Annotated in this window: 19 protein-coding genes; 9 read left to right on the forward strand and 10 right to left on the reverse strand. The window is 73.6% G+C overall.

The genetic code is table 11. The features are described 5' to 3' along the window. Positions 1–61: 61 nt before the first annotated feature. Genes BCF74_RS12295 through BCF74_RS12305 form a run of 3 tightly spaced genes read right to left on the reverse strand, consistent with a single transcriptional unit; the run spans position 62 to position 4,825 of the window. On the reverse strand, positions 62–1,513 hold the full coding sequence (locus BCF74_RS12295; RefSeq protein WP_106298252.1) for a DUF5719 family protein: 1,452 nt from the start codon (positions 1,511–1,513) through the stop codon (positions 62–64). Further along, positions 1,510–4,530, reverse strand: coding sequence for a glycosyltransferase family 2 protein (locus tag BCF74_RS12300; protein ID WP_106298253.1), 3,021 nt, complete (start codon positions 4,528–4,530; stop codon positions 1,510–1,512). Before BCF74_RS12300 ends, BCF74_RS12295 begins: the two co-directional genes overlap by 4 nt. Before the next feature lie 31 nt (positions 4,531–4,561). Then, on the reverse strand, positions 4,562–4,825 hold the full coding sequence (locus BCF74_RS12305) for a WhiB family transcriptional regulator (RefSeq protein ID WP_106298254.1): 264 nt from the start codon (positions 4,823–4,825) through the stop codon (positions 4,562–4,564). 243 nt (positions 4,826–5,068) lie between these two features. Here BCF74_RS12305 and cofD point away from each other — a divergent pair, with 243 nt between their 5' ends. The 3 genes from cofD to BCF74_RS12320 all read left to right on the forward strand — a co-directional run bounded on the left by cofD (position 5,069) and on the right by BCF74_RS12320 (position 8,006). Next, on the forward strand, positions 5,069–6,037 hold the full coding sequence (gene cofD / locus BCF74_RS12310) for a 2-phospho-L-lactate transferase (protein ID WP_106298299.1): 969 nt from the start codon (positions 5,069–5,071) through the stop codon (positions 6,035–6,037). Beyond that, complete coding sequence (locus BCF74_RS12315) at positions 6,034–7,167, forward strand: coenzyme F420-0:L-glutamate ligase (RefSeq protein WP_106298255.1); 1,134 nt, start codon at positions 6,034–6,036, stop codon at positions 7,165–7,167. The genes cofD and BCF74_RS12315 overlap by 4 nt, the downstream gene beginning before the upstream one ends. Before the next feature lie 92 nt (positions 7,168–7,259). Further along, positions 7,260–8,006 (forward strand): TOPRIM nucleotidyl transferase/hydrolase domain-containing protein, encoded by a 747-nt coding sequence (locus tag BCF74_RS12320; RefSeq protein ID WP_177426660.1) that lies wholly within the window; start codon positions 7,260–7,262, stop codon positions 8,004–8,006. Here the strand turns inward: BCF74_RS12320 and BCF74_RS12325 are convergent. The 5 genes from BCF74_RS12325 to BCF74_RS12345 are packed head-to-tail and all read right to left on the reverse strand — an operon-like array spanning position 7,916 to position 13,683. Continuing rightward, positions 7,916–8,869 (reverse strand): DNA-3-methyladenine glycosylase family protein, encoded by a 954-nt coding sequence (locus BCF74_RS12325; RefSeq protein WP_245889333.1) that lies wholly within the window; start codon positions 8,867–8,869, stop codon positions 7,916–7,918. The genes BCF74_RS12320 and BCF74_RS12325 overlap by 91 nt on opposite strands. A 19-nt stretch (positions 8,870–8,888) precedes the next feature. Continuing rightward, on the reverse strand, positions 8,889–9,704 hold the full coding sequence (locus BCF74_RS12330) for a class I SAM-dependent methyltransferase (protein WP_106298256.1): 816 nt from the start codon (positions 9,702–9,704) through the stop codon (positions 8,889–8,891). After that, complete coding sequence (locus tag BCF74_RS12335) at positions 9,701–10,657, reverse strand: lysylphosphatidylglycerol synthase domain-containing protein (RefSeq protein WP_106298257.1); 957 nt, start codon at positions 10,655–10,657, stop codon at positions 9,701–9,703. Before BCF74_RS12335 ends, BCF74_RS12330 begins: the two co-directional genes overlap by 4 nt. 10 nt (positions 10,658–10,667) lie before the next feature. Continuing rightward, on the reverse strand, positions 10,668–12,617 hold the full coding sequence (locus BCF74_RS12340; protein WP_106298258.1) for a glycosyltransferase family 4 protein: 1,950 nt from the start codon (positions 12,615–12,617) through the stop codon (positions 10,668–10,670). A gap of 22 nt (positions 12,618–12,639) precedes the next feature. Further along, a complete protein-coding gene (locus BCF74_RS12345) occupies positions 12,640–13,683 on the reverse strand; it encodes a glycosyltransferase family 2 protein (RefSeq protein ID WP_106298259.1) in 1,044 nt (347 codons plus the stop codon). Between the two features lie 86 nt (positions 13,684–13,769). Between BCF74_RS12345 and BCF74_RS12350 the strand changes: the two genes are divergently transcribed. The 3 genes from BCF74_RS12350 (at position 13,770) to BCF74_RS12360 (ending at position 15,877) form a co-directional block, all read left to right on the forward strand. Next, positions 13,770–14,399, forward strand: coding sequence for a trimeric intracellular cation channel family protein (locus BCF74_RS12350; protein WP_170070234.1), 630 nt, complete (start codon positions 13,770–13,772; stop codon positions 14,397–14,399). Then, the gene (locus tag BCF74_RS12355; protein WP_106298301.1) at positions 14,396–15,010 is read left to right on the forward strand and encodes a GyrI-like domain-containing protein; all 615 of its coding nucleotides are present in this window, start codon (positions 14,396–14,398) and stop codon (positions 15,008–15,010) included. Before BCF74_RS12350 ends, BCF74_RS12355 begins: the two co-directional genes overlap by 4 nt. Before the next feature lie 78 nt (positions 15,011–15,088). Further along, positions 15,089–15,877: an inositol monophosphatase family protein gene (locus BCF74_RS12360; protein ID WP_106298261.1), complete on the forward strand. Its 789-nt coding sequence runs from the start codon at positions 15,089–15,091 to the stop codon at positions 15,875–15,877. 7 nt (positions 15,878–15,884) lie between these two features. Here BCF74_RS12360 and BCF74_RS12365 read toward each other — a convergent pair whose 3' ends face one another. Next, positions 15,885–18,005: a hypothetical protein gene (locus tag BCF74_RS12365; protein ID WP_106298262.1), complete on the reverse strand. Its 2,121-nt coding sequence runs from the start codon at positions 18,003–18,005 to the stop codon at positions 15,885–15,887. A gap of 36 nt (positions 18,006–18,041) precedes the next feature. On the opposite strand from BCF74_RS12365, the gene BCF74_RS12370 reads away from it, so the two are divergent. Then, entirely contained in the window at positions 18,042–18,755 is a 714-nt protein-coding gene (locus BCF74_RS12370; RefSeq protein ID WP_106298263.1) for a TIGR03089 family protein, read from the forward strand. 21 nt (positions 18,756–18,776) lie between these two features. Here the strand turns inward: BCF74_RS12370 and BCF74_RS12375 are convergent, their stop codons facing one another. Continuing rightward, a complete protein-coding gene (locus tag BCF74_RS12375) occupies positions 18,777–20,636 on the reverse strand; it encodes a peptidoglycan-binding domain-containing protein (protein ID WP_106298264.1) in 1,860 nt (619 codons plus the stop codon). A 292-nt stretch (positions 20,637–20,928) separates the two neighbouring features. On the opposite strand from BCF74_RS12375, the gene BCF74_RS12380 reads away from it, so the two are divergent. Continuing rightward, the gene (locus tag BCF74_RS12380) at positions 20,929–21,741 is read left to right on the forward strand and encodes a CoA transferase subunit A (RefSeq protein ID WP_106298265.1); all 813 of its coding nucleotides are present in this window, start codon (positions 20,929–20,931) and stop codon (positions 21,739–21,741) included. A gap of 1 nt (position 21,742) precedes the next feature. Further along, complete coding sequence (locus tag BCF74_RS12385; protein ID WP_106298266.1) at positions 21,743–22,381, forward strand: CoA transferase subunit B; 639 nt, start codon at positions 21,743–21,745, stop codon at positions 22,379–22,381. Positions 22,382–22,390 lie beyond the last annotated feature (9 nt).

A 22,390-nucleotide genomic window follows, 5' to 3' on the forward strand; every position in this document is an offset into this window, starting at 1 on the left:
AGAGAGCCCGGCGTCACGGCACCGGGCAGGCCCGGCATCGGAGTACCGAGGAGGCCCGGCGTCAGGGCATCGGGTGGGCCCGGCTCACCCTCGAGACCTCCGCCGCCGCGACGAGCGGTGAGACGGAGACCAACCGCGCGCCGGGTACACCAGCCATGGACACGACGCCGGCGCGCACGTCGCCCGACCCGGCACTCCGACGCACGAACACCGCTTCTGCGGCACCGAGCTCGACCGTGACCCCGGTGTCCTGGGCGAGGGCGAGGCTGCGGGTGCGCCACTGTCCGCCGGTGAGCCACGCGAGCTCCGCCGTGGCCGGGGCGCGGGACGCGACGACGGAGACCGTCCTCGTCACCCCCTCGGTCCTGGGGAAGGCCCCGCCGACCAGGCCCGCCGCTGGCTCGGTGGACGCCCCCCAGACGAAGTCCCCGAGGCCGGAGCCGACCCGTCCGGTCGACCAGAGCGATGCGACGACCGGGACGTCCGAGGTGACCTCGACGGCATACGTGCCGCCCTTGAGTCCGGTGAGCGGCAGCTCTCCGGTGGACCGTCCCGACACGCGAGCCACCCCTCCGCCCGGGACGGGCACGGGGCCGTCCTTGCCGAGGATGCGGGCGCTGACGACGGCTTGTTGCTCACCGGGCACCGCGATCCGCAGCGAACCGGAGGTGCCGACGGCGGCAGCCGGGATGACCTGCCGGGTCGCAGGCTTCGCCGTGGGCAGGGAGGTCTCCGCACCGACAGGGGTCGACCCGTCGAGCCAGATGTCGCTGAGTACGGCACGCACGGAGCCACCGGTGGCCCGGACCCGGATCGCGGGTGACTCCTCGGCGCCGGTGACCGCGTCGACGAGCAGGGCTGTGCGACCTCCGGCCGGTACGACCGTGCCACCCGTGGGCGTGGCGACCGGTCCCTTGCGACCGAGGACCTCGAGGTCGACGGTCACCTCGTTCGCACCGGGGTTGGTGAGAACGAGACGCTCCTGCCGTCCGGGGGCGCCGCCACCGGCGAGGAGCCACAGGTCGGCCCCGGGCGCGGCGCAGGGCACCGTCGCGAGGCCCCGGAGCTCCGGTCGCGTCGAGACCCATTCCTGGCCGGCGGCCAGGCCGGGCGCGAGCGCGCCGGATGCCTCGACGGTGGCGGGGCGGTTGGCGGCCAGCGGCAGCGAAGTTGCCGCTCCGCGCTCCGGTGGCGGGGTGACCTTCTGTCCCGCAGCGGCCAGGCCGCTCGCGCCACCGGGGGTGACCGACAGCATCGACTGGGGCGCGGTCGCGACGGCCAGCCGGGGCGCCACCTCGATGTCGTCGACGTCCCGGACGCCGCTCAGCTCAGGGCCGGGGCAGGTCGTGCTCGCCGAGCTCACTGGCGCGAGCGAGGCCCCCTCGCCCTGCGGACCCTGTGGTCCGGTGGGGGCGCCGTCCGCCGGCGCGAGCGTGGCGAGGGCGACGAGTCCGGCGGCACCCGCCGCGGTGAGGGCGAGCCGCCCCGGAGCGAGCAGCTGGGCGCGGTTCATCGACGGCTCCTCGACGCACGGGTACCGAACGGGATGGCGAGGAACGCCACGGCGAACAGGGCCAGTCCCTGCAGCAGCCGCCACCACGGATGGTCGGTCCGCACGTCGATCGAGAGACGGTGCTCCCCGGCAGGCAGGGCGTAGGTCGGGACCGCGGCGTCGTCGGCGGCGTTGAGCTCGCGGCCGTCGACGCGCACCTCGGCGTGCCGGGCCCACTGCGGCGGCTCGGCGACGGTGAGGACGTCCCCGGCGCGGGCGGTGATGGTGGTCTCGGTCGCGGCGTGCTCGCCGGTCGTGGGGACGAGGACCCGCTCCGCTCCTCGCACGAGGGTGAGGCGCGTCGGTGCCACGGGGACGGTGGCGCCCTCCCCCGCGGAGGAGACCCGCCAGAAGTCGTACCCGTCCCGGCTCGCGAGGCGGGACAGCTTGTCGCTGGAGTCGAGCCGGCGCGTCACCTCGTCACCGGCACTCTGTGCGACCCCCAGGAAGCCGATGGCCTGCTCGGCGAGGCGTTCGCCGGCATCCTCCCGGCTGCCGTCGAGAAGGCCGCTCACGTCCGGCGCGATCCGCGCGTCCGCGGCGGCGTCCCGGGGCAGGGTGCGCGCGAGCGCGCCGGTCTCGCGTCCGACGATCCGGTATGCCGCCCCGCCGGCTTCGGGGGTCACGAGGACCGTGCGGTTGGCGAGGTCCCCGCTGGCCTGGTCGACGGCCACGGCGGGGCGAGGGTCGGTCCACGTGCCGAGCGTGCTGCCGAACCCGAACCAGGCCAGCGCCACGGCGCCGACGAGCGCGACCGCCACGAGGCCGGTGAGGGACATGGCACGGGCCCGGCCGCGCAGCGCCTCGACGCCGATGACGGCAGAGGCGAGGAGGGCCAGGGTGAGGGGCAGCATGAACGTGCCCACCCAGGGCGTCAGCCCGTCATCGCTGAGCGAGACCCGGGGGCTGGCGAGCACCGCGGCGAGTGAGGCCAGGCCGAGCAGGGCGGCGCCGGTCGTGACCGAGCGGACCCGTCCCGGGGCGAGCAGGCCGAGCAGTCCCGCCGCGACGACGAGACCGCCGACCCACCACGGGGTGGAGCCGTCGCCACCGGGATGGAGCAGGGCCAGGGCTGCCGGCTCGGGGACGGTCGTGCCCCACTGGGTGAGACCCGGGCCGGTCGCGAGCACCGGCCAGTCCTGCACGGCGTCGACGATCCAGGGACCGAGCAGCAGTGGCGCCACGACGGCGGGCACCAACGCCCGCCCCCGAGCCCCGGGCATGCCGCACAGGGCCACCGCGAGGCAGGCGAGGACCACGAGCACGAGGAGGGGCGGCGCGAAGGCACCGAGGACGGCAGCAGCGAGAGCCGTCGCGAAGGCAACGGTGGCGGTGCCGGTGGGGCGGGCCAGCATCACGAGCCCGGCGAGGACGACGGGCAGGAGGACGAGCGCGGCGACGGCACCCAGACGACCCTGGGCGACGGCTGCACCGGCAGCCCCGGTGCTCACCCAGGCCAACGCCGCGATGCCCCGCACGAGCCGACGACCGGTGAGGACGCCGGCGCTGAGGTACGCCGTGACGGTCGCTGCCGGGAGGGCGAGGACGAGGAGCGCCCCGACGACGGCGCCCGACGGCGAGGTGAGGTCGGCGCCACCCGGGAGCTGCTCGACGAACCAGGTCGGGATCGCGAGCAGCGCGAGTGAGGGGCTGCCGATGGCGCTGCTCCCGAGACCGCTGCCACTCCAGCCGTCGAAGGCCGCGTGCCACAGGCTGCTGGCGGTGGCCCGGGTCGTGACGAGCTCACCCCCGGTGACGCCGGACCCGAGTCGGCTCACGAGGCCGCCGCCGATCTCCCGTCCGGCTGCGACGACGACGGCGAGTGCCGCCACGGTCGCGAGGACCGCGGGGTGCAGCGCGACCTGGGCGACGAGCGAGCGGCGCTCGGCCGCCTCCGTGCCGCCTTCGTCCGGAAGCGCGGACGGTGCGACGAGCGACTCGTGGGCCCGGTCGAGGCCGCGACGCACCACGGTCGACGCCGGCACGAACACGGTCGCGATGTCGCGGTGGCGCACCGCCGCAGGCCCCCGAGTGCGCCATTTCGAGCGAAGCGCCCGGACGGGGTCGAGGGCGCCCAGGTCAGCGAACGCCACAGCAGCGGCACGTGGTCTCTTGAGGAGGAGCAGGGCGATACCGGAGGCGATGGCGCTCAGCGCCACCCACAGCGCGAGGAAGGGGACCGCCCACCACGACGCCCGGGCGAGCGCCACCCGGCGAGCGGCCCGACGTCGCGGCCCGGTGGTCGCGGTGGCGAGGCCGGCTGCCCCGGTCGAACGCATCCGGGCCTCGGGCACCACGACGACACGATGCCCCCGGCGCTGGGCACGCCAGCCGAGGTCGAGGTCTGCTCCGAGGTCTCCGAAGCCGTTCTCCCACCCCAGCTCGCGCAGCACCCCCGCGGTGCCGAGGAGGCCGGCGAACGGCACGGCGATGACGTCGCGGCGGGCGTCGTGCTGGCCCTGGTCGTGGGTGCCGGGAGCCGGGTCCTCGATGACGCGACCGGAGCGGGTGGTGCGAATGCCCACGGAGCGCAGCTGCCCGGGCGAGGTCGCCACGACGTGCTTGGGACCGACGATGCCGACCGACGGGCTGCGCCGGTGCGCTGCCACGAGCCGGGTGAGTGCCTCCGGCTCGGGGACCGACCCCGTGGGAAGGACCCAGACGAGGTCCTCGTCGGACACCTCCCCCGAGGCGAGCCACGCCTGCAGCGCCGCACGGGCCGGCATACCGGCGTCGAGACGGACACGCTCGACGGGGAAGGTGCCGGACGACGCGGCAGCGACCACCGCGGGGACGTCGTCCCCGCTGGTCGTGTCGAGGACGGTCACCTCGTCAGGAGCGGTGGACGACGCGGCGAGCGCGTCGAGGAGGGCGCGCAGGCCGGTGTCCGAGCCCGTGGTGACGATGACGGCCCGCACCGTCGGCCCGGTCGCAGGGGCGGAGGCAGGGGGGAGCACGGCGGCGGGCGTCAGCGTCATGCGATGGCCGTCATCAGGGGTGGGCGCGCCGTCAGACGGCGCGCTTCTTCAGCTTCCGGCGCTCGCGCTCGGAGAGCCCACCCCAGATCCCGAACCGCTCGTCGTTCGCCAGTGCGTACTCGAGGCACTCGGCGCGGACCTCGCAGCCCACGCACACCTTCTTGGCCTCACGGGTCGAACCGCCCTTCTCGGGGAAGAACGCCTCGGGATCCGTCTGAGCGCACAGGCTCCGCTCCTGCCAGGAGAGCACCGTCTCCTCTTCGATCATGGCGTCGATCAACGTCAACTCGTGCATCGCAGCCTCCTCGACCCTTTTCGCGACCCTGCGCCCCGACCGTCCCCCCGTGCGAGGGCCGGAGTTCACCGGGACACAATGATGAAATTACACGCGTGTCATCCCCATCCGTCAAGCCGGAATCTGCTATCGGCACAACCGAATCGGCTAGCGGGCGGGTCTGGACCGCGTGTCGCGGCGACACGCGGGTGGGTCAGACTGACCATCATGCCCAGTGACCCCGCCCTCTTGTCGGGCCGCCCCCTGCGCGTCACCGCCCTCGCCGGCGGTGTCGGCGGTGCGCGTTTCCTGCGTGGCCTGCGCCGTCACCTCGACGCCGTGGCGCCCGACTCCGAGCTCACCGTCGTCGCCAACACCGGCGACGACATCACCCTCTTCGGGCTGCGCGTCTGCCCCGACATCGACACCCTGCTCTACACCCTCGGCGGCGGTGTCGAGGAGTCGCAGGGCTGGGGTCGGGCGGAGGAGTCGACGCGGGTCCAGGGCGAGCTGGCGGCCTACGGGGCGGAGCCGCAGTGGTTCAGCCTCGGCGACCTCGACTTCGGCACGCACATCGTGCGCTCGCAGTGGCTCGGGCAGGGACTGACGTCGTCAGAGGTCACGGCCCGCCTCGCGACCCGGTGGGGGTTGCCGGAGCAGGGCATCACGCTGCTGCCGATGACCGACGTCCCCGTCGAGACGCACGTCGTGCTCGAGGAGGACGGTGAGCAGAGGGCGGTGCACTTCCAGGAGTGGTGGGTGCGCATGCAGGCGGCCGTGCCGGCGTCGCGCTTCGTCGTGGCCGGGCTCGACCGGGCGACCGCCGCGCCGGGGGTCCTCGACGCGATCCGGCAGGCCGACGTCGTCGTCCTGCCGCCCAGCAACCCGGTCGTGTCGATCGGCATCATCCTCGGGGTGCCCGGCGTGCGAGATGCGTTGCGCGGCACCGCTGCTCCCGTCGTGGGGGTGTCGCCGCTCATCTCCGGGCGGCCGGTGCGCGGGCATGCCGATGCGTGCCTCTCGGCGATCGGCGTCGAGTCGTCGAGCGCCGCCGTGGCGGGGCTCTATGCCGACTTCCTCGACGGGTGGCTTGTCGACCCCGCGGACGCCGACGTGTCGGTGCGCGGGGTGACGACGGCCATGCACCCGGCACCCCTCCTCATGACGGACGTGGAGGCGACGGCGTCGATCGCGGGTTCGCTGCTCGAGCTCGCGGATCGCGTCCGGCGGTGACCCGCCCGATCACCGTCGTGCCCGTCCTCGGGGTGCCCGAGGTCATGGCCGGCGACGACCTGGCGGCTCTGCTGCTGGCGGGGGTGGCGAGGTCTGTCAAGGGCGGCCTGACTGCCGGGGACGTGCTCGTCGTGTCGAGCAAGGTCGTCTCGAAATCATTGGGGCTCAAGGCTGTTGGCGATGACAAGTCAGGCGTCGTCGCCGCCGAGACGGTGCGTGTCGTGGCCGAGCGGCACGCCGGGGACCGGGTCACGCGAGTCGTCGAGTCGGCTGCCGGTCCGGTCATGGCCGCGGCCGGTGTCGACGCGTCGAACACCGGCCCGTCCGGCGAGCTGCTGCTCCTGCCGCGCAACCCGGACGGGTGCGCGCGCGAGCTCCTCGCTGCGCTGCGCGCAGGTGCCGGTATGCCGTCCGCGGCGCCTCTCGCGGTGGTCCTCAGCGACACGGCCGGACGCCCGTGGCGGGCCGGGCTGACGGACTTCGCGCTGGGGGCGGCGGGACTGCGGGTCCTGCTCGACCACCGCGGGACGACGGACGCCGACGGACGGGTCCTGTCGGTGACGGCTCGGGCCGTGGCCGACGAGGTCGCCGCCGCCGCGGATCTCGTCAAGGGCAAGTCCGACGGCGTCGCGGCAGCGGTGGTGCGGGGGCTGCCCGAGGACTGGTTCACCCCCGGCGACCCGAGCAACCCCGGCGACCTGGGCGACCCGAGCAACCCCGGCGATCCGGGCGAGTTCCCTTCCGGCGCAAGGTCGCTCGTGCGCACCGGTCCCGGCGACTGGTTCGCCCTCGGCCACGTCGAGGCGCTGCGCGCGGCACTCGGCATCGACCCGGGGTCCTCCGACTCGCACGCCGTCGGCATCCGCTCGGTCACCCCGGAGCCGTGGCCCACGCGGGTCGGGCGCGTCGTGGCCCTCACCCTCTTTGCTGACGAGGACGCGAGCGCCGATGTGCAGACGACCGCCGACTCGGCCACGGTGATGCTCGGCGCGACCGACCCGTTCGGCCTCGGACGGCTGGCGACTCGGCTCGAGGTGGCCGCCGCCAGTGAGGACCTCGCGGTGACGACCTGGGGCATCCCGACCGGCGAGCACACCGTCACCGCGACCCTCGTGCCGCGCGACGCCTGACCGTCCCACCGCGACACGGACACCGTTCGCGGCACGCGGCGGTGCGGCGAAACGCGGTGGCGAACGCACGGCATACCGGTCAGGCTCGTGCCATGACCACGGCAGGCGAGCACTCCCCCGTCGTCGTCCTGCTCGAGGGCGACAGCGATGTCGCCGCGGTGCGAACCCTGCGCTCCCGCAAGGGAATCCGCCCCGAGCACGAACCCTGCCGGCTCGTCGCGATGGGCGGCGCGACGAACATCCGGCGCCACCTCGGCGTTCTCGCCGAGCTGCCCGTCCGGCCGCGGGTCCTCGGGTTGTGCGACGAGGGCGAGGCGGGGTTCTTCGTGCGCGCGTTGGAGCGGTACGCCGCCCCGCTCGGGCTGGCGGGGACGCCGACGGCGGACACCCTGCCGGAGCTGGGGTTCCAGGTGTGCCGCCGCGACCTCGAGGACGAGCTCATGCGAGCGCTCGGGGTCGGCGGCGTGCGCGCGGTGCTGGGCGACCTCGGGCTGGACGGGTCGTTCGAGGCGTTCCGGCGCCAGCAGGCCTGGGTAGGCCGACCGGTGGAGGCACAGCTGCGACGGTTCGCGACGACGACGTCGGGACGCAAGGAGCTGCTCGCCGAGGCGATGGCCGCGGCCGTGCCGGACGGTCGGTGGCCGGCGCCGCCGCGCTCGTCGCCTCGATGCCGGACCGAACGACACAGCCCAACCGCACGTCAGTGCCCGACCCCACGACGATCCCCGGCCGAGGCTGACCGGCGGCCCTACCTCGGCAGGTGGGTCGGCAGGGTCATCCGCGGCCCACGGCGCGGCCGCATCGCGCCGCTGAGCTCGAGGAGCCGCTGCACGCGGTAGCGGTGACCGGCGTACGGCTCGAGCAGCTCGGCCATGCCCTCGTCGTCGACGGGCGTGCCGGTGAGGGCCCACCCGACGTTCTTCGCGACGTGGTAGTCGCCGAAGCTCACCGCGTCCGCGTCACCGAGCGCCCGCTGGGCCACCTCGGCGCTCGACCAGCGGCCCACACCAGGCACGGACTCGATCCGCCGACGCGCGTCGAGGACCGGCAGGGCGGCGCACTCCTCGAGCCGCCCGGCCCGCGAGGCGACGAGGACGGCGGGCCTCGACCGAGCACCGTCCACGCCCGCGCGCAGCCACTCCCACGACGGGATCCGCGCCCATCCTGACGGCTCCGGCGGGACGACGAGGCGCAGCTCCCCACCGGGTCCGGGAGCGAGAGTTCCATTGCGGCGCACGAGGATCCGGTATGCCGCGAACGCCTCCTTGCCGGTGACGCGCTGTTCGATGATCGTCGGCAGGAGCGACTGCACGACAAGACCGGACGACGGTACCCGCCAGCCTGCGAACCGGCGACGAGCCTCCCGCACGATGTTGTGGTGTGCGACGAAGCCGGAGTCGTCATCCTCCTCACCGAGCAGTCGCGGCAGCCGGTCGAGCATCCACTCGGCTCCCTCGCCCCACGCCTGCGCGACGACGTCGCCGTCACCCGCCCGCTGGCGCAGCCGCAGCGTCACCGGCCCCGTCGGCACCCGCCACGCGAAGACCCACGTCCCGAGGCGGTCGCTCCACGACGTCGGGTCACCGGCACCGCGGCGGAACGTCGACACGACGGCACCGAGCTGCAAAGGCCGAGCCGACCGGAACGTCCGCTCGAGCGGCGCCGACGGCGCGGTGGGCTGCCCGTCGTCCGGCGGGGTCACGCGAGGTCTCCGTGACCCGTCATCCGACGTGCCGGGGCGACACGCGCAGGGGTGGCCCCGCGGGAGTGGCCGGCGACTTGAACGCCAGCCAGACATAGGTGGGCACGAGCGGGAGCGTTGCCGCGAGGGCGCGTTCGGGCAGCCGTCCGACCCACTCGGGGATGACGTCGCCGCCCGAGAACGCGGCGGGATCTGCGAGCACGGGCAGGGTGTAGTCCCAGACGTCGAAGTCGGCGAACATCCGCCGCAGCCCGGCGGGCGTGGCATACCGCTCGTAGTAGTGCTCGCCCTTGCCGGTGAGCCGCAGGTACCGGTCCGCCGCCCCTTGAGGCAGCCACGACAAGAACGGCAGCCGGTAGTGCGGCTCGATGACCTGCCACCGGTGCCCGATCCCGAGGTAGAGCACCCCGCCCGGTGCGAGCACCCGGTGGATGTCGGCGACGACGGCGTCGGGGTCGACGACGTGCTCGTAGATGTGGTTGAGCACGACGACGTCAACCGAGCCGTCCTCGAACGGCAGGTCCTCGCCGCGGGCGAGCCGGAAGTCGACGCGGTCGCCGAAGCGTTCGCGCGCCTTGGCCAGCCCGGGCTCGTCGATGTCCACGCCCGTCGTCCGCGCCCCGGCGAGGGCGAGCTCGTCGGCGATGAACCCGGCCGAGCAGCCGACGTCGACGGCGGTCAGACCGGCGAGCGCACCGCCGGGGTCGGACGCGCTGCGACCCAGGCCGTGGGAGATGACCGAGATGAGCTTGGCGGCCTTGGTGCGGCGCGCCTCTTCGTCGAGCATCTTGTCCACGAGCTCGGAATAGGCGAGCTGCTCCTCGCGGTCGGTCATGGCGCCACCTCCTTCCGGCGTTCGGCGCGCGCACCGAGCAGGTGGTGCGAGCGCGCCCACAACCATCCCAGAGCCGCGACGACGACGTCGGCGACGACGCTGAAGAAGCGGGCGACGACGACGATGGTGAACGCCGCCGGGAAGGGCATGAGCGCCCCGAGCAGCACCGCGAGAAGGCCGTCGCGCACCCCCACCCCGGCCGGCACGATGACCGAGAACATCCCGATGGCCGACGCGAGCGCGAACCCGCAGATCGACGTGACGACCATCGAGGTCACCGACCGCTCCGGCGCCATCGCGTCGGCGAGGGCGAGGATCGACAGCCCGGCCGCGAGCCACGCGAGGACGAACCACAGTGTCGTCAGCCCGATCGCGGGCGCGGTGAGCTCGTGCTCGAGCGGCTCGCGCCGGAGGATCCGCAACGCCCGGGCGATGCCCCAGTTGAGCACCCGCGGCCACAGCAGCAGCACCAACAGCACGGCCGGTGCGAACCACCACAGCGACCGCACCTCCCCCGTGCGCGCGAGCAGCAGCGGCACCGCCGGGATCCCGACGATCGCTCCGGTGAGCACCGACAGCAGGATCGACAGCAGCCCGACGACGCCCGTGCGCCGGCGCGGCACCCCGAGCCGCGCCGCCATGTCTGCCTGCGCGACGACGCTCCACACGGACCCGGGCAGGTACTTGCCGAGCTGCCCGACGAAGAACACGCTCGCCCCCGCCGGCAGCGGCAGCCGGGTCCCGAGGTCGTTGAGCAGGACCCGCCAGCCGAGGTAGGAGAACACCGGCGCGAGCAGCGCCAGCACAAACGCCCCGAGCAGACGCGCACCCGCGATCTCGTGCAGGTGCGACGACACCTCGCTCCAGTTGCGCCACACCGCGACGACGACGGCGACGAGGACGAGCGCGGCGACGACGATCCGCACGACGTCGAGCAGGCGGCTGCGGTTCATGCTCACCGCCTCACTTGCGCCGGAACGTCAGTCGCAGGATCCCGTATGCCGGTGCCGCGCCTGCGCGCCGGCCCGCCGGTGTCGTCGCGCGCACCTCGCGCGCCGAGGCGGAGGCCTCGCGCAGCCGCTCGGTGATGTCGCCGTCGAAGTCGCCGACGAGGACGAGCCCGAGGTCGTCGGCGCGGGCGATGATGCCGCGCACGTCGGCGGGCCGGATCGCCCACTGCGGGTCGTCGTCGCCGATGGGGATGGTGATGACGAGCAGCCCGCCGGAGCGCAGCGCCCACGACGCCTGGCCGACGGCGTGGTCGACGTCGTCGGCCCCGCACCCGCCCGGGTGCAGCCGGGCGATGACGTCGAGGCTCGCGGTGTCGACGTCGAGCACCTCGACCGAGGTCCGACGCCCGGTGAGCTCGAGCTCGACCGGGGCGAAGCCCAGCGTGCGCAGCCACCTCGAGAACGGCGACCGGGTGCCGGACTCGTCGACGACCACGCCGGCCCGGCGCCCGTCGTCGCCGATGCGCAGCACCGCGGCGACCGCGCCGAGCGCCGCCCACGCGGCGACCGCGTCGGAGCAGCGCGGAAGGCCGAGCTCGCGCGCGAGCGCCTGGGCATCGAGCGCCTCCGCGTCGAGGGCGAGGGCGTCGGAGGGCCGCACCCACTCGGGCAGGTCGGCCGGTCGCAGGTCGACCCGCTTGCGGCGCCGCAGCCGAGCCGCGGTGACGAGGTCCTTGGCCCGCTGGACCGGCGTGTCCGGCGGCGGCTCGGCCGTGGGCAGGTCGCCGGCGGCATCGGTCTCGGCACTCGCGAGCGCCTCGATCCCGCCGACGTAGTGCGCCCACGGCCCCGACAGGTCGGGTGGGCGCACCTGCGAACGCAGCTGTGCGGCATACGTCCTGTCGGAGAGGCGGCGCAGCGCCTCGACGAGCGCGGCCCGGTCGTTCGGCGGGACGAGCAGGCCGTCGACGCCGTCGCGCACCTGTGCGCCGAAGGTCCCGACGTGGGTGGCGAGGACGGGCAGGCCGTGGCGGTTGGCGAGGAGGACGTTCTGCGACGCGGTGGCGTGCCGGTAGGTCAGGGCGAGGACGTCGTGGTGCGCCAGGAGCGAGGCGATCCGGTCGGCGGGCACGTAGCCGCCGTGTACCTCGACGCGGCCCTCGAGGCGCGGGTCGGCGGCGAGCTCCTTGACGCGGCGCCCGCTCTCGCCCCACATCTCCCCCGCGACGGTGAGGCGCAGGTCTGGCACGTCGCGCAGGGCGTCGAGGAGCAGGTCGATGCCCTTGTAATCGCGCACGATGCCGAGCGACAGCAGCCGTGTCGGACCCGTCGAGTCGACGTGCGGCTCCGGCGGCCCGCCCGGCAGGTGGGGCGGCAGGTCGAGCTCGCGCACGTGCCCGGCGCCGAGCTCGGTGGCGAGCTTGGCCTGGGAGTCGGAGTGGACGACGACGGAGTCGACGCGGCGGAACAGCGCCTCCATGAGCTGGCGGTCTCCCGGCCTCGACTCGTGCGGGAGGACGTTGTGGGTGATGACGATCGAGCGGGGCCCGAGGCCGCTGCTCGACGTGCGCCCGACACCGGCCGCGCGCAGCACGGCGAGGTGCGAGGGCACCGCCTGCGGGATGACGTGGACGACGATGATCGCGTCCATGCCGCGCAGCCGCCGGCCGGTGCGCACCCACGTGTCCGGCCGCGCCCACGACAGCGCGCGGATCGTGCGCGGGAACGGCTCGACGTCCGGCGCACCCCCGGGCACGGCCTGCTCGCCGGGGTAGAGCAGCGAGGGGTAGAGGTGGCTCCACGACACGAGCGTCACGTCGTGGCCCGCCTCGGCGAGCTCGTGGCACAGCTCTGTCGTGTGCGAGGCGACGCCGCCCTTGTAGGGGTGGGTCGGTCCGACGACGGCGAGCCGCAGCGACGCCGGGCCGGACCCGCCCGAGCCGGCCCCCTCCGCCTCCGTCACTGATTCGGGCCGAGTTCCCTTGTCAGACACCGTCTCTGGACCTCACCACGAGGTCGGAGAGCAGGGCGAGGGAGGCGATCATCAGGCCGCTCACGAAGAGCAGGACCGTGTTGGCCGGGAAGTAGAACGGGTGGCGCACCATGTCGACGATGCCCTTGACGACCCCGATGATGATGAGCCACAGCGCCGGAGGCATGAGCACCTTGAGCGGGTCGAAGTACATGACCATCCGCAGCACCTGGAGGATGTATCGGTAGGCGTCGCGGACGAAGTGGAACTTGCTCACGCCCTCGCGCTTGGCGTACTTCGTGTCGACGTACTTGATGTCGTGCTGGTTGGACAGGAACGCGATGGTGATCGTCGTGACGCACGAGAACCCCGCCGGCAGCAGCCGCAGGTAGGGCAGCGACACCTCGCGCCGGAACGCGCGCAGGCCGCTGTTGAGGTCCGGGATCTTCGTCTTGGTCAGCCACTCGGCGACCTTGCGGATGAACCACTTCGCGGGGACCCGGGCCCACTTGTGCGTGCCCTCCTCGGTCGTGCGCGCGCCGACGACCTGGTCGTAGCTCGCGTCGTCGCGCAGGATGCGGACGAGCTCGGGGATGCGCTCGTTCTCGTAGGTCATGTCCGCGTCGGTCCACACGACGATCTCGCCGTATGCCGCCTGTGTCCCGATGCGTCGCGCGGTGCCGGAGCCGCCGTTGCGCCGGAACGGCATGACCCGGATGTTGGCGAAGTCCCGGGCCGCCTGCTGCAGCACCTCGAGGGTGTCGTCGGTCGAGGCGTCGTCGATGCACAGCAGCTCGTAGGTGAACTCGCTGGCGTTCATCGCGGCCGTGATCCGGTCGATCTCGCGCAGGACGTGGGCACCCTCGTTGTAGCAGGGCAGCACGATCGTGACGTAGGGCCGGGGCGAGCCGTCCTCGAGCACCGCCGGTCGCGGGTCACGGTGGGTGCCGCCCCGGGCGCTCGGGTCGTCGCCGCTGCCAGCCAGCTCGCCCGAGCGGACCGCGATGCGCTCGGTCGGGGCGGCGGGGATGAGCTCGGTCTCGGGGTGCTCGTTCATCGCTGCCGAGCGTACCCGTCGCGCGAGCACCGTCCGGCCACCGTCGCGCCCGCCGGGCGCGTGCCGCCGCGCACTAGCCTGTGCGCGTGAGCTCGCTGGCCATCCCCGTCTGGCTCGACGTCGTCGCCGTCGGGTTCGGCGGCCTCGCCGGCGCGCTCGCGGCCCGGCGCCAGGGGTTCGACATCGTCGGCGTGCTCTTCCTCGCCGTCATCGGCGGGCTCGGCGGCGCCCTGCTGCGCGACCTCCTCCTCCAGGTGCCGGTCCGGGCGCTCACGTCCCCGTGGCTGCTGCCGTCGGCCTTCGTCGGCGGCGTGCTCGTCGCTCCGCTGCTCAAGGTCGTCGGGCCGCTGCGGTTCCGCCGCGACGTCGCCTTCACGCTCCTCGACGCGATGTCGCTGGCGCTCTACTCGGTCCTCGGCACCGACCGCGCCATGACCGTGGGCCTGCCGGTCATCTCGTGCATCTTCGTCGGGGTGGTCGCCGGGGTCGGCGGCGCACTCATCCGCGACGTCCTCATCAACACGACGCCCGAGCACTTCAAGCCGGGCTCGTTCTATGTCCTCGCGGCCCTCCCCGGCTGCGTCTCCTACTACGTCCTGCGCACCCTCGAGCTGCCCGTGCTGGTGTCGGCGCTCGTGTCGATCAGCGTCGTCATCGCCGTGCGCATGTCGTCGTGGTCGCTCGACTGGCAGACCGGCACGCGGAGGTCGCGATGACAATCGACGTCAAGAAGGAGTACCGCGAGCTCTACGCCCCGAAGCCCGACGACTTCGTCCTCGTCGACGTCCCGACGCTGACCTACCTCGCCGTCGACGGCCACGGCGACCCCAACGTGAGCGAGGACCACGCCGCCGCGGTGCAGGCGCTATACAGCGCGGCATACGCCGTGAAGTTCGCGTCGAAGGCCGTCGGCCTGGACTTCGTCGTCGGCCCCCTCGAAGGGCTCTGGACGAGCGCGGACCCGACGGCCTTCGTCGACCGGCGCAAGGCGGAGTGGGACTGGACGATGCTCATCCACCTGCCGGCCGCCGTCGCGGCGGACTCGCTCGCGGCCGGTGTCGCCGCGGCGCGGGCGAAGAAGCCCGCGCTGCCCCTCGAGCGGGTCGACGTCCGGCAGCTCACGGAGGGCCCGAGCCTGCAGATCCTCCACGTCGGCAGCTACGACGACGAGGGCCCCACCCTGGCCCGGCTGCACGACACGGTCATGCCGGAGCGCGGGCTGACGTTCAACGGGCCCCACCACGAGGTCTACCTCGGCGACCCGCGGCGCGTCCCGCCCGAACGGCTGAGGACGGTGCTGCGCCAGCCGGTGCGTCCGGCCGACTGACCGCCCCGCTGCCCTCCGTGGTGTCGGCGCGTGGGCCGGTATGCCGTCCGCGCACCTCGTGTGGGAATGTGTGTGTCCGTGGACACAGCAGCCGTGCTCGACCTCCTGAAGCAGGTGGCCGCCGAGGTCATCACCCCGCGGTTCCGGGCCCTCGCCGACGGCGAGGTCATCGAGAAGAACCCCGGCGACCTCGTCACGGTCGCCGACCGCGAGGCGGAGGTGCTCCTCACGGAGGCGCTGCTCACGGCATACCCGGACGCGGTCGTCCTCGGTGAGGAGGCGCATGCCGCCGACCCGAGCGTGCTCGAGCGCTACCTCGCCGCCGACCACGCGTTCACCGTCGACCCCGTCGACGGCACGAAGAACTTCGTCCACGGCTCCCCCGACCACGCCGTCATGGTCGCCGAGACCCGCGGCGGCGAGACCGTCCGCGGGTGGATCTGGCAGCCGGAGCACGGCGTCGCCTGGGTCGCCGAGCGCGGCGCAGGCGTCGAGCGCAACGGCGAGAAGGTCACCCGTGAGCCGGTCGCGGACGGCACCCCGCCACGTGGGGCGACCTCGATCTGGTCCCTGCGCGGTCACGAGCTCGCCGACCTGCCGGCGCTGCGACCGTCATGGGTCTGCTGCGGCGTCGACTACCCCAAGCTCATCCAGGGCGAGGTCGACTACGTCCTCTACAGCCGCTCGAATGCATGGGACCACGCGCCGGGTTCGCTCATGGTCTCCGAGGCCGGTGGGCACGTCGGCCACTTCGACGGCACGGACTACGGCCCGCGCTCGACCCAGCCCGGCATCATCGTCGCGGCCGACCCGGTGGCCTACGGCGCGGTGCAGCGCCGACTGCCTGCCGATCTCGTGAGCCGCTGACGCCCGCTCAGCCCTCGGGCGCGGCTGCCGGCGCCGGCGCCGGCGCCGTCCAGACCTCGAGGGAGATTGGCGCGAGCCCGTCGGGACGACGCTCGAGCAGCCGCTCGTCCTCGGCAACGAAGGTGTCGCTCACCTGACGAACCCCGTCTGCCTGCAACGCCTCCAGAGCCTGCGGACCCTCGGCCGCGAGGAGCACGAGCCGGCCGCCGTTCGCGCGGACGGCTGCCCCGATGGTGGCAACGGTCTGCGCGAGGCGCGCCGGGTCCTGCTGCAGCGCCCGGGTCGTCGAGAGCGACGGGACGCCGCATTGCCCGCGCAGCACCTGGGGCCACTCGTTCGCGGCGCGCGAGTCGACGGCGAGGACGACGTCTCCGGGCTCGAAGGACCGGCACACCCCCTCGACCGCGGCGAGCGCGCCCGCCTCGACCCGCTCCGCCCGGTGGGGCCAGGTCGCGGCGGCCGTCGGGACGAGCATCGCGAGCGACAGCCCGGCACCGACGGTGGCCGCAACGCCGACGGGAGCGCGCCGGGAGAGGTGGCGGACGGCATACGCGGCTGCCGCGACGCAGAGGACGACGACGAACGGCAGCACGATGAGCAGGCGCCGCTCCGCCCACGGGTGGTCCGGCGTGATCCCGGGTCGCCACAGGGTGAGGACGCTCGACCCGGCAGCGACGAGGAGCGGTCCGGTCCACGCCGGCAGCACCTCGCCACGCGTCCACCGCGCCGTGGCGGTCCGGACCGCCCAGGCGAGCGCGGCCAGCGCGATGACGAGGGCCGGGACGCCGACCCACCACGACAGCCACACGACGGTCTGCTCGGCATAGGTGCGTCCGCCGTCGACGGTGAGGCCCTGGCGCAGCTGAAGCCCGGCGACGACCCGCGAGCCGGGGTCGTCGGGCGACTGGCGCACGGTCTGCCACAGCGGCCGGCTCGCGAGGAACAACCCGACAAGGACGACCACGCCAGCGAGCGCATCCGGCAGGTGACGCGAGATGTGTTGCGGCACAGTGGCTCCGCGGCGCTGCCACCACAGCAGCGCTCCTGAGGCGAGCGCCATGAGCACGGTGAGGGCGACGAGCGGGACGAGGCTGGCGGCGATCGTCCCGAGGTACTGGTTCGACAGCCACAGCGCCGCCCCGAACGCGAGCAGCGTCGACAGCCCGGCGCCGACGAGCGTGGCCCGCGGCCACCGCTGCCCCTGCGCCAGCGCGAGTGCCGCGACGGGGACGAGGAGCATCGTCTCGCGCAGCCCGTCGATGCGGACGAGCGCCGTGCCGCCCACGAGGACGCCCGCGAGCAGCGCGGCTCGGCCGACGACGCCGTCGCGTCCCTCCCGGGCGGCGACGACGAGGGCGAGCAGGCCACCCCCCAGCGTGACCATCGCCAACGGCTCCGAGTAGGTCGCCCGCGCCGTGTGCAGCACGGGGAAGAGCAGCGCCACGCCGAGCGCCGCGAGCGGCGACCACCGCGCCCCGGCGCTGCGCGCCGCGAGCAACCCGATGGCGAGGATGCCGAGTGCGGACGCGACCGCCGGCAGCAGCATGGCCCCCGCCGGGCCGCCGAGCCACACCCCGAGCGACCACACCGCTCCCGGTCCGATGACGAACTGCGGCTGGACAGAAGGTTTCTCGTCGGTCCCGGTCTCATAGAACGCGGGGCTCGCCAGGGTCACCCCGTCGAGAGCGAGCACCGCGGGCCCGCCGACCGACGCGGGGTCGACGGGCACGACGCGGCGATGCGTCTGCGCCATCGAGATCCCCGCTTGGAGGTTGCTCGCGGCATCGCGACGCGGCAGCACCTGCTCCGAGTGCGTCGCCGCCGTCCACACCCCGGCGCCCAGCGCCACGGCCGCGAGGAGGCCAGCGGTCCACAGGGGCAGCGGACGGGCCGGTATGCCGTTCGCCCACCAGCCGCAGCCCGCCGCGGCGAGCGCTGCGAGCGGCAGGACGAGCCACGGGAACCACGCACCGAGACCGGCGAGGACGACCGCGAGGAGCGACATGACGACGACCCAGGTGGCCGCCCCGAGCACGAGCGTCTGGAGCCACCGGCCCGCCCGGTGCTCACCGACGGTCGCCGGCAGGTCCTCGTCAGCGGTCGGGTGGGCCGACGGCGGGTGGCTCATGGACGGCAACGCTAGCGGGGCACCTACCCTGCAGAGGTGACCCGACCCGCTGACGTCCTCGCCGAGCTGCTGCGCACCGACGCCGCCGCCCCGCGCATCACGACCTACGACGACACCGACGCCCCGACGCGGGGCGAGCGCATCGAGCTCTCCGCCCGAGTCCTGTCGAACTGGGTGAGCAAGGCCGCCAACGCCCTCCAGGACGACTTCGACGCCGCACCCGGGTCGGTCGTCCGCCTCGACCTGCCGCCGCACTGGCGCACGGCCTACTGGGCGCTCGCGACCTGGTCGGTCGGTGCAACGGTCAGCCTCGACGTCGAGGGGCCGGCCGACGTCGTCGTGACGACCGACCCCGGCACCGCGGGTGCCGCGGCCGCAGCCGGCGTGGGCTCGGTGCTCGTCACCCTCGCCGGCCTCGCGCGGTCCGCGACCGTCCCGGTTCCCACGGGAGTCATGGACGAGGCCAGGGAACTCTCCACCCACGCAGACCAGTTCGCCGCCTGGGAGGACGCGAGCGACGACGACGTGGCGCTCGTCGCGGCAGGCGAGCGGACGGCATACGCGAAGGTCGTTGCCGCGCAGGGGAACCCGGGCGAGCGGCGCCACCTCACGACCCCGGACACCGCGGAGTTCCTCCGGACCGCGCTCGGCCTCTGGGCGGCCGGCGGCTCCGTCGTCCTCAGCCGCGGCGATGCACCCGCGGACGTGCTGGCCCACAGGTCCGAGGTCGAGGGCAGCACCGGGCCGTGACCGGCGCCGCCCCCGCCTCGGTCACATCTGCTTCTCGATGGCCTTCCAGGTCAGCGTCGCGACGACACCGGTCGAGGCGATCCTCGCCCGCGTCTGGGCGGCCTTGACCGCGGCCTCCGTCGCCGGGCCGAACGACCCGTCCGCGGTGATCCGCAGCGCCTTCTGGAGCGCGACGACGTTCGAGCCGCGGCTGCCGCGCTTGGCGACGGTGTTCCACCAGGGCAGGAGCGGGTGGACCTTGAGCTCGACCTTGTCCCACGTCGCCCGGTCGACGACGCCCGTGGCGGCGAGGCCGACGGACTTCTGGAAGGAGATGACGCGCGACTGCGTCCCCGGACCGAAGGCGCCGTCGACCGCGACGCCGCCGAGCCCGGACTGGAGCACCTTGACCGCCGTGCCGGTCGAGCCGCGACGCAGGACTGTCGACTTGTAGGGCGTGAACTCGGTCGACGTCGAGGTCGTCGCCGGCGGGGTCGTCGTCGTGGGCGTGCCGGTCGAGGTCTGCCCCATGAGGGCGTTCCACGTGGACGTCGCGACGACGCCGGTGGGGCTGATGCCCTTCGACTTCTGGTAGGCGATCACCGCGGCCTCCGTCGCCGGGCCGAACGACCCGTCCGCGGTGATGCGCAGCGCCTTCTGCAGGGCGACGACGGCCGCGCCGGTCGACCCGCGCCGCAGCGTCGTCGTCGCGTAGGGCGCGAGCGGGTGCGCCGTGGGTGACGTCGCGGTCGCGGCGATGAGGGCGTTCCACGTGGCCGTGGCGACGACACCCGTGGCGCTGATGCCCTTCGACTTCTGGAAGGCGATGACCGCTGCCTGCGTCGCCGGGCCGAACGACCCGTCGGCGGTGATGCGCAGCGCCTTCTGCAGCGCGATGACGGCGGTGCCGCGCGAGCCGCGCTGGAGCACCGTGTTGACGTAGGCCGACAGCGGGCTCGTCGTCGTCGAGCTGCCGCCGTTGCGGGCCGGCACGAGGCCGAGCTGGATCATCTTGGTCCACGTCGCGTTGTCGAGCTGCTTGGTCACCGGCACGCCCCGGCGGGACTGCCACGAGGCCAGCGTCGACTCGGTCATCGGCCCGAACGAGCCGTCCTTGGTGATGCCGAGGACGCCCTGGGCGAGCATGACGTCCTTGCCCGTGTCACCGCGCTTGAGCAGCGGATAGCCCGTCGCCGTGAGCGGCGGCGCGACAGGGACCGGCGAGGTGGCGCCACTCGTCGGGCCGGTGTAGCGCACCGAGGTGAGGGCCTTGCCGGTCCACCACGACGTCTGCTTGTAGGCGCCGTCCCACGTGAACGAGATGTGGATGTGGTCGGTGTGCGGCGAGGAGCCGGTGTAGGCCGCCCAGCCGCGTGCCGGGTCGTAGGAGCGCCACTGCTGGCGGTTCCAGATGATGTAGTTGATGCCGAGGCGCCGGGCCATCGCGCCCGGGCGGCCCTGGCTGTCGGGGGCCGAGAGCCAGCGCGTGATGGCGTTGCCGACCGCGAGGCCGTTCGGGTCGTTGGCGTTGACCATCCAGTCGAGGGCGCGGCCCTCACCGTGCTCGGCCGCACAGGTCCGGTTGATCCCGTAGACGTGGCGGCCGTAGGTCGCGTTGAGCAGCTGTGCGAAGGCCGTCGGACCGGGCAGGTCACCGCTGAGGCAGCGCCAGCCCTCCTGGTACTTCGGGGCGAAGTCGAGCTCGGCCGGCAGCGACACCGACGGCTTGGGTGGCGACGGCACGGCGGTCGGCACCGCGGCGGCGGCCGACCCACCCGTCAGGGTGATGCCGATGGGGATCGTCACCAGGGAGGCCGTGACGGCGCCGAGCGCACGGACGGGCCGAGTGGTCGGGCTCGAAGGCTGCGGCTGGGACTCGGTGGGCAGGGGCGTGCGCGTCAACGTCGGGCTCCTCGGGCGAGGCGGTTCAGGGGTGCGGGTCGGGTTGGCCCCCAGCCGTCACGATTTCCCGTCACAGAGGTCACACCAGACTCATTTGCGTGACAGTTGTCCCACTGGTCACACCCGTTCCGCAAGTGATGGGCCGCAAATTACACGGATGTACTTCGCCTGACCCCGCCTGACTGTGAAGATTTTCCGGTGCTCGCCTGAAAATTCAGGACGATCTCCACACGGCGCGCGGACGGCATACCGGCTCGGCAGGCACCTCGACGAGGTGGCTAGAGTCACCGCCATGGACAAGGTCGTCTCCTCCGCCGCGCAGGCTCTCGAGGACGTGACCGACGGCGCCAGCCTGGCCGTCGGCGGGTTCGGACTCTGCGGCATCCCCAGCGTTCTCATCGCCGAGCTGCACGCCAAGGGGGTGCGTGACCTCGAGGTCTTCTCCAACAACTGCGGCGTGGACGACTGGGGCCTGGGCATCCTCCTCGGCTCGAAGCAGATCCGGCGCATGGTCTCCTCCTACGTCGGCGAGAACAAGGAGTTCGCGCGCCAGTACCTCGAGGGCGAGCTCGAGGTCGAGCTCACGCCGCAGGGCACCCTCGCCGAGCGCCTGCGCGCCGGGGGTGCCGGCATCGCCGCGTTCTTCACTCCCACGGGGGTCGGCAGCCAGGTCGCCGACGGTGGCCTGCCGTGGCGGTATGCCGCGGACGGCTCGGTCGCGCTCGCCTCGCCCCCGAAGGAGACGCGCACCTTCGCCCTCGGCGGCGAGGAGCGCACCTACGTCCTCGAGGAGGGCATCGTCGCGGACTTCGGTCTCGTGCGGGCCGCGAAGGGCGACCGCCACGGCAACCTCGTCTTCCACGAGTCGGCCCGCAACTTCAACCCGCTCTGTGCCATGTCGGGGCGCGTGACGATCGCCGAGGTCGAGGAGCTCGTCGAGCCCGGTGAGATCGACGCCGACGCGGTCCACCTGCCCGGCATCTACGTCCAGCGCGTCGTTCCCTTGACCGCCGCACAGGCCAAGGAGAAGCGGATCGAGAAGCGCACTGTGCGTCCCGCCGGCACCGACCCCGAGGCCGACCCGGCCGCCAAGAAGGAGCTCTGACATGGCCCTGACCCGTGACGAGATGGCCGCGCGCGCGGCCCGCGAGCTCGAGGACGGCGCCTACGTCAACCTCGGCATCGGCCTGCCGACGCTCGTGCCGAACCACGTCCCCGACGACGTCGAGATCGTCCTGCAGTCCGAGAACGGCATCCTCGGCGTCGGCGCCTACCCGACCGAGGACGCCGTCGACCCCGACCTCATCAACGCCGGCAAGGAGACGGTGACGATCCGTCGCGGTGCGAGCTACTTCGACAGCGCGACGAGCTTCGGCATGATCCGCGGCGGCAAGGTCGACGCGGCCATCCTCGGTGCGATGCAGGTGTCGCGCGCCGGGGACATCGCCAACTGGATGATCCCCGGCAAGATGGTCAAGGGCATGGGTGGGGCCATGGACCTCGTCCACGGCGCGAAGCAGGTCATCGTGCTCATGGAGCACGTCGCCAAGGACGGCTCGCACAAGATCGTCGAGGAGTGCGACCTGCCCATCACCGGACTCGGCGTCGTGCAGCGGATCATCACCGACCTCGCCGTCATCGACGTCACGCAGGACGGCCTCGTGGTGCGCGAGCTCGCGCCGGGCGTGACCGAGGACGAGCTGCGCGAGAAGACCGGCCCTGAGCTGACCTTCGCCACGGCCTGACGCCGTCGG

This window comes from Knoellia remsis, assembly GCF_003002895.1.
Lineage (GTDB): Bacteria > Actinomycetota > Actinomycetes > Actinomycetales > Dermatophilaceae > Knoellia > Knoellia remsis.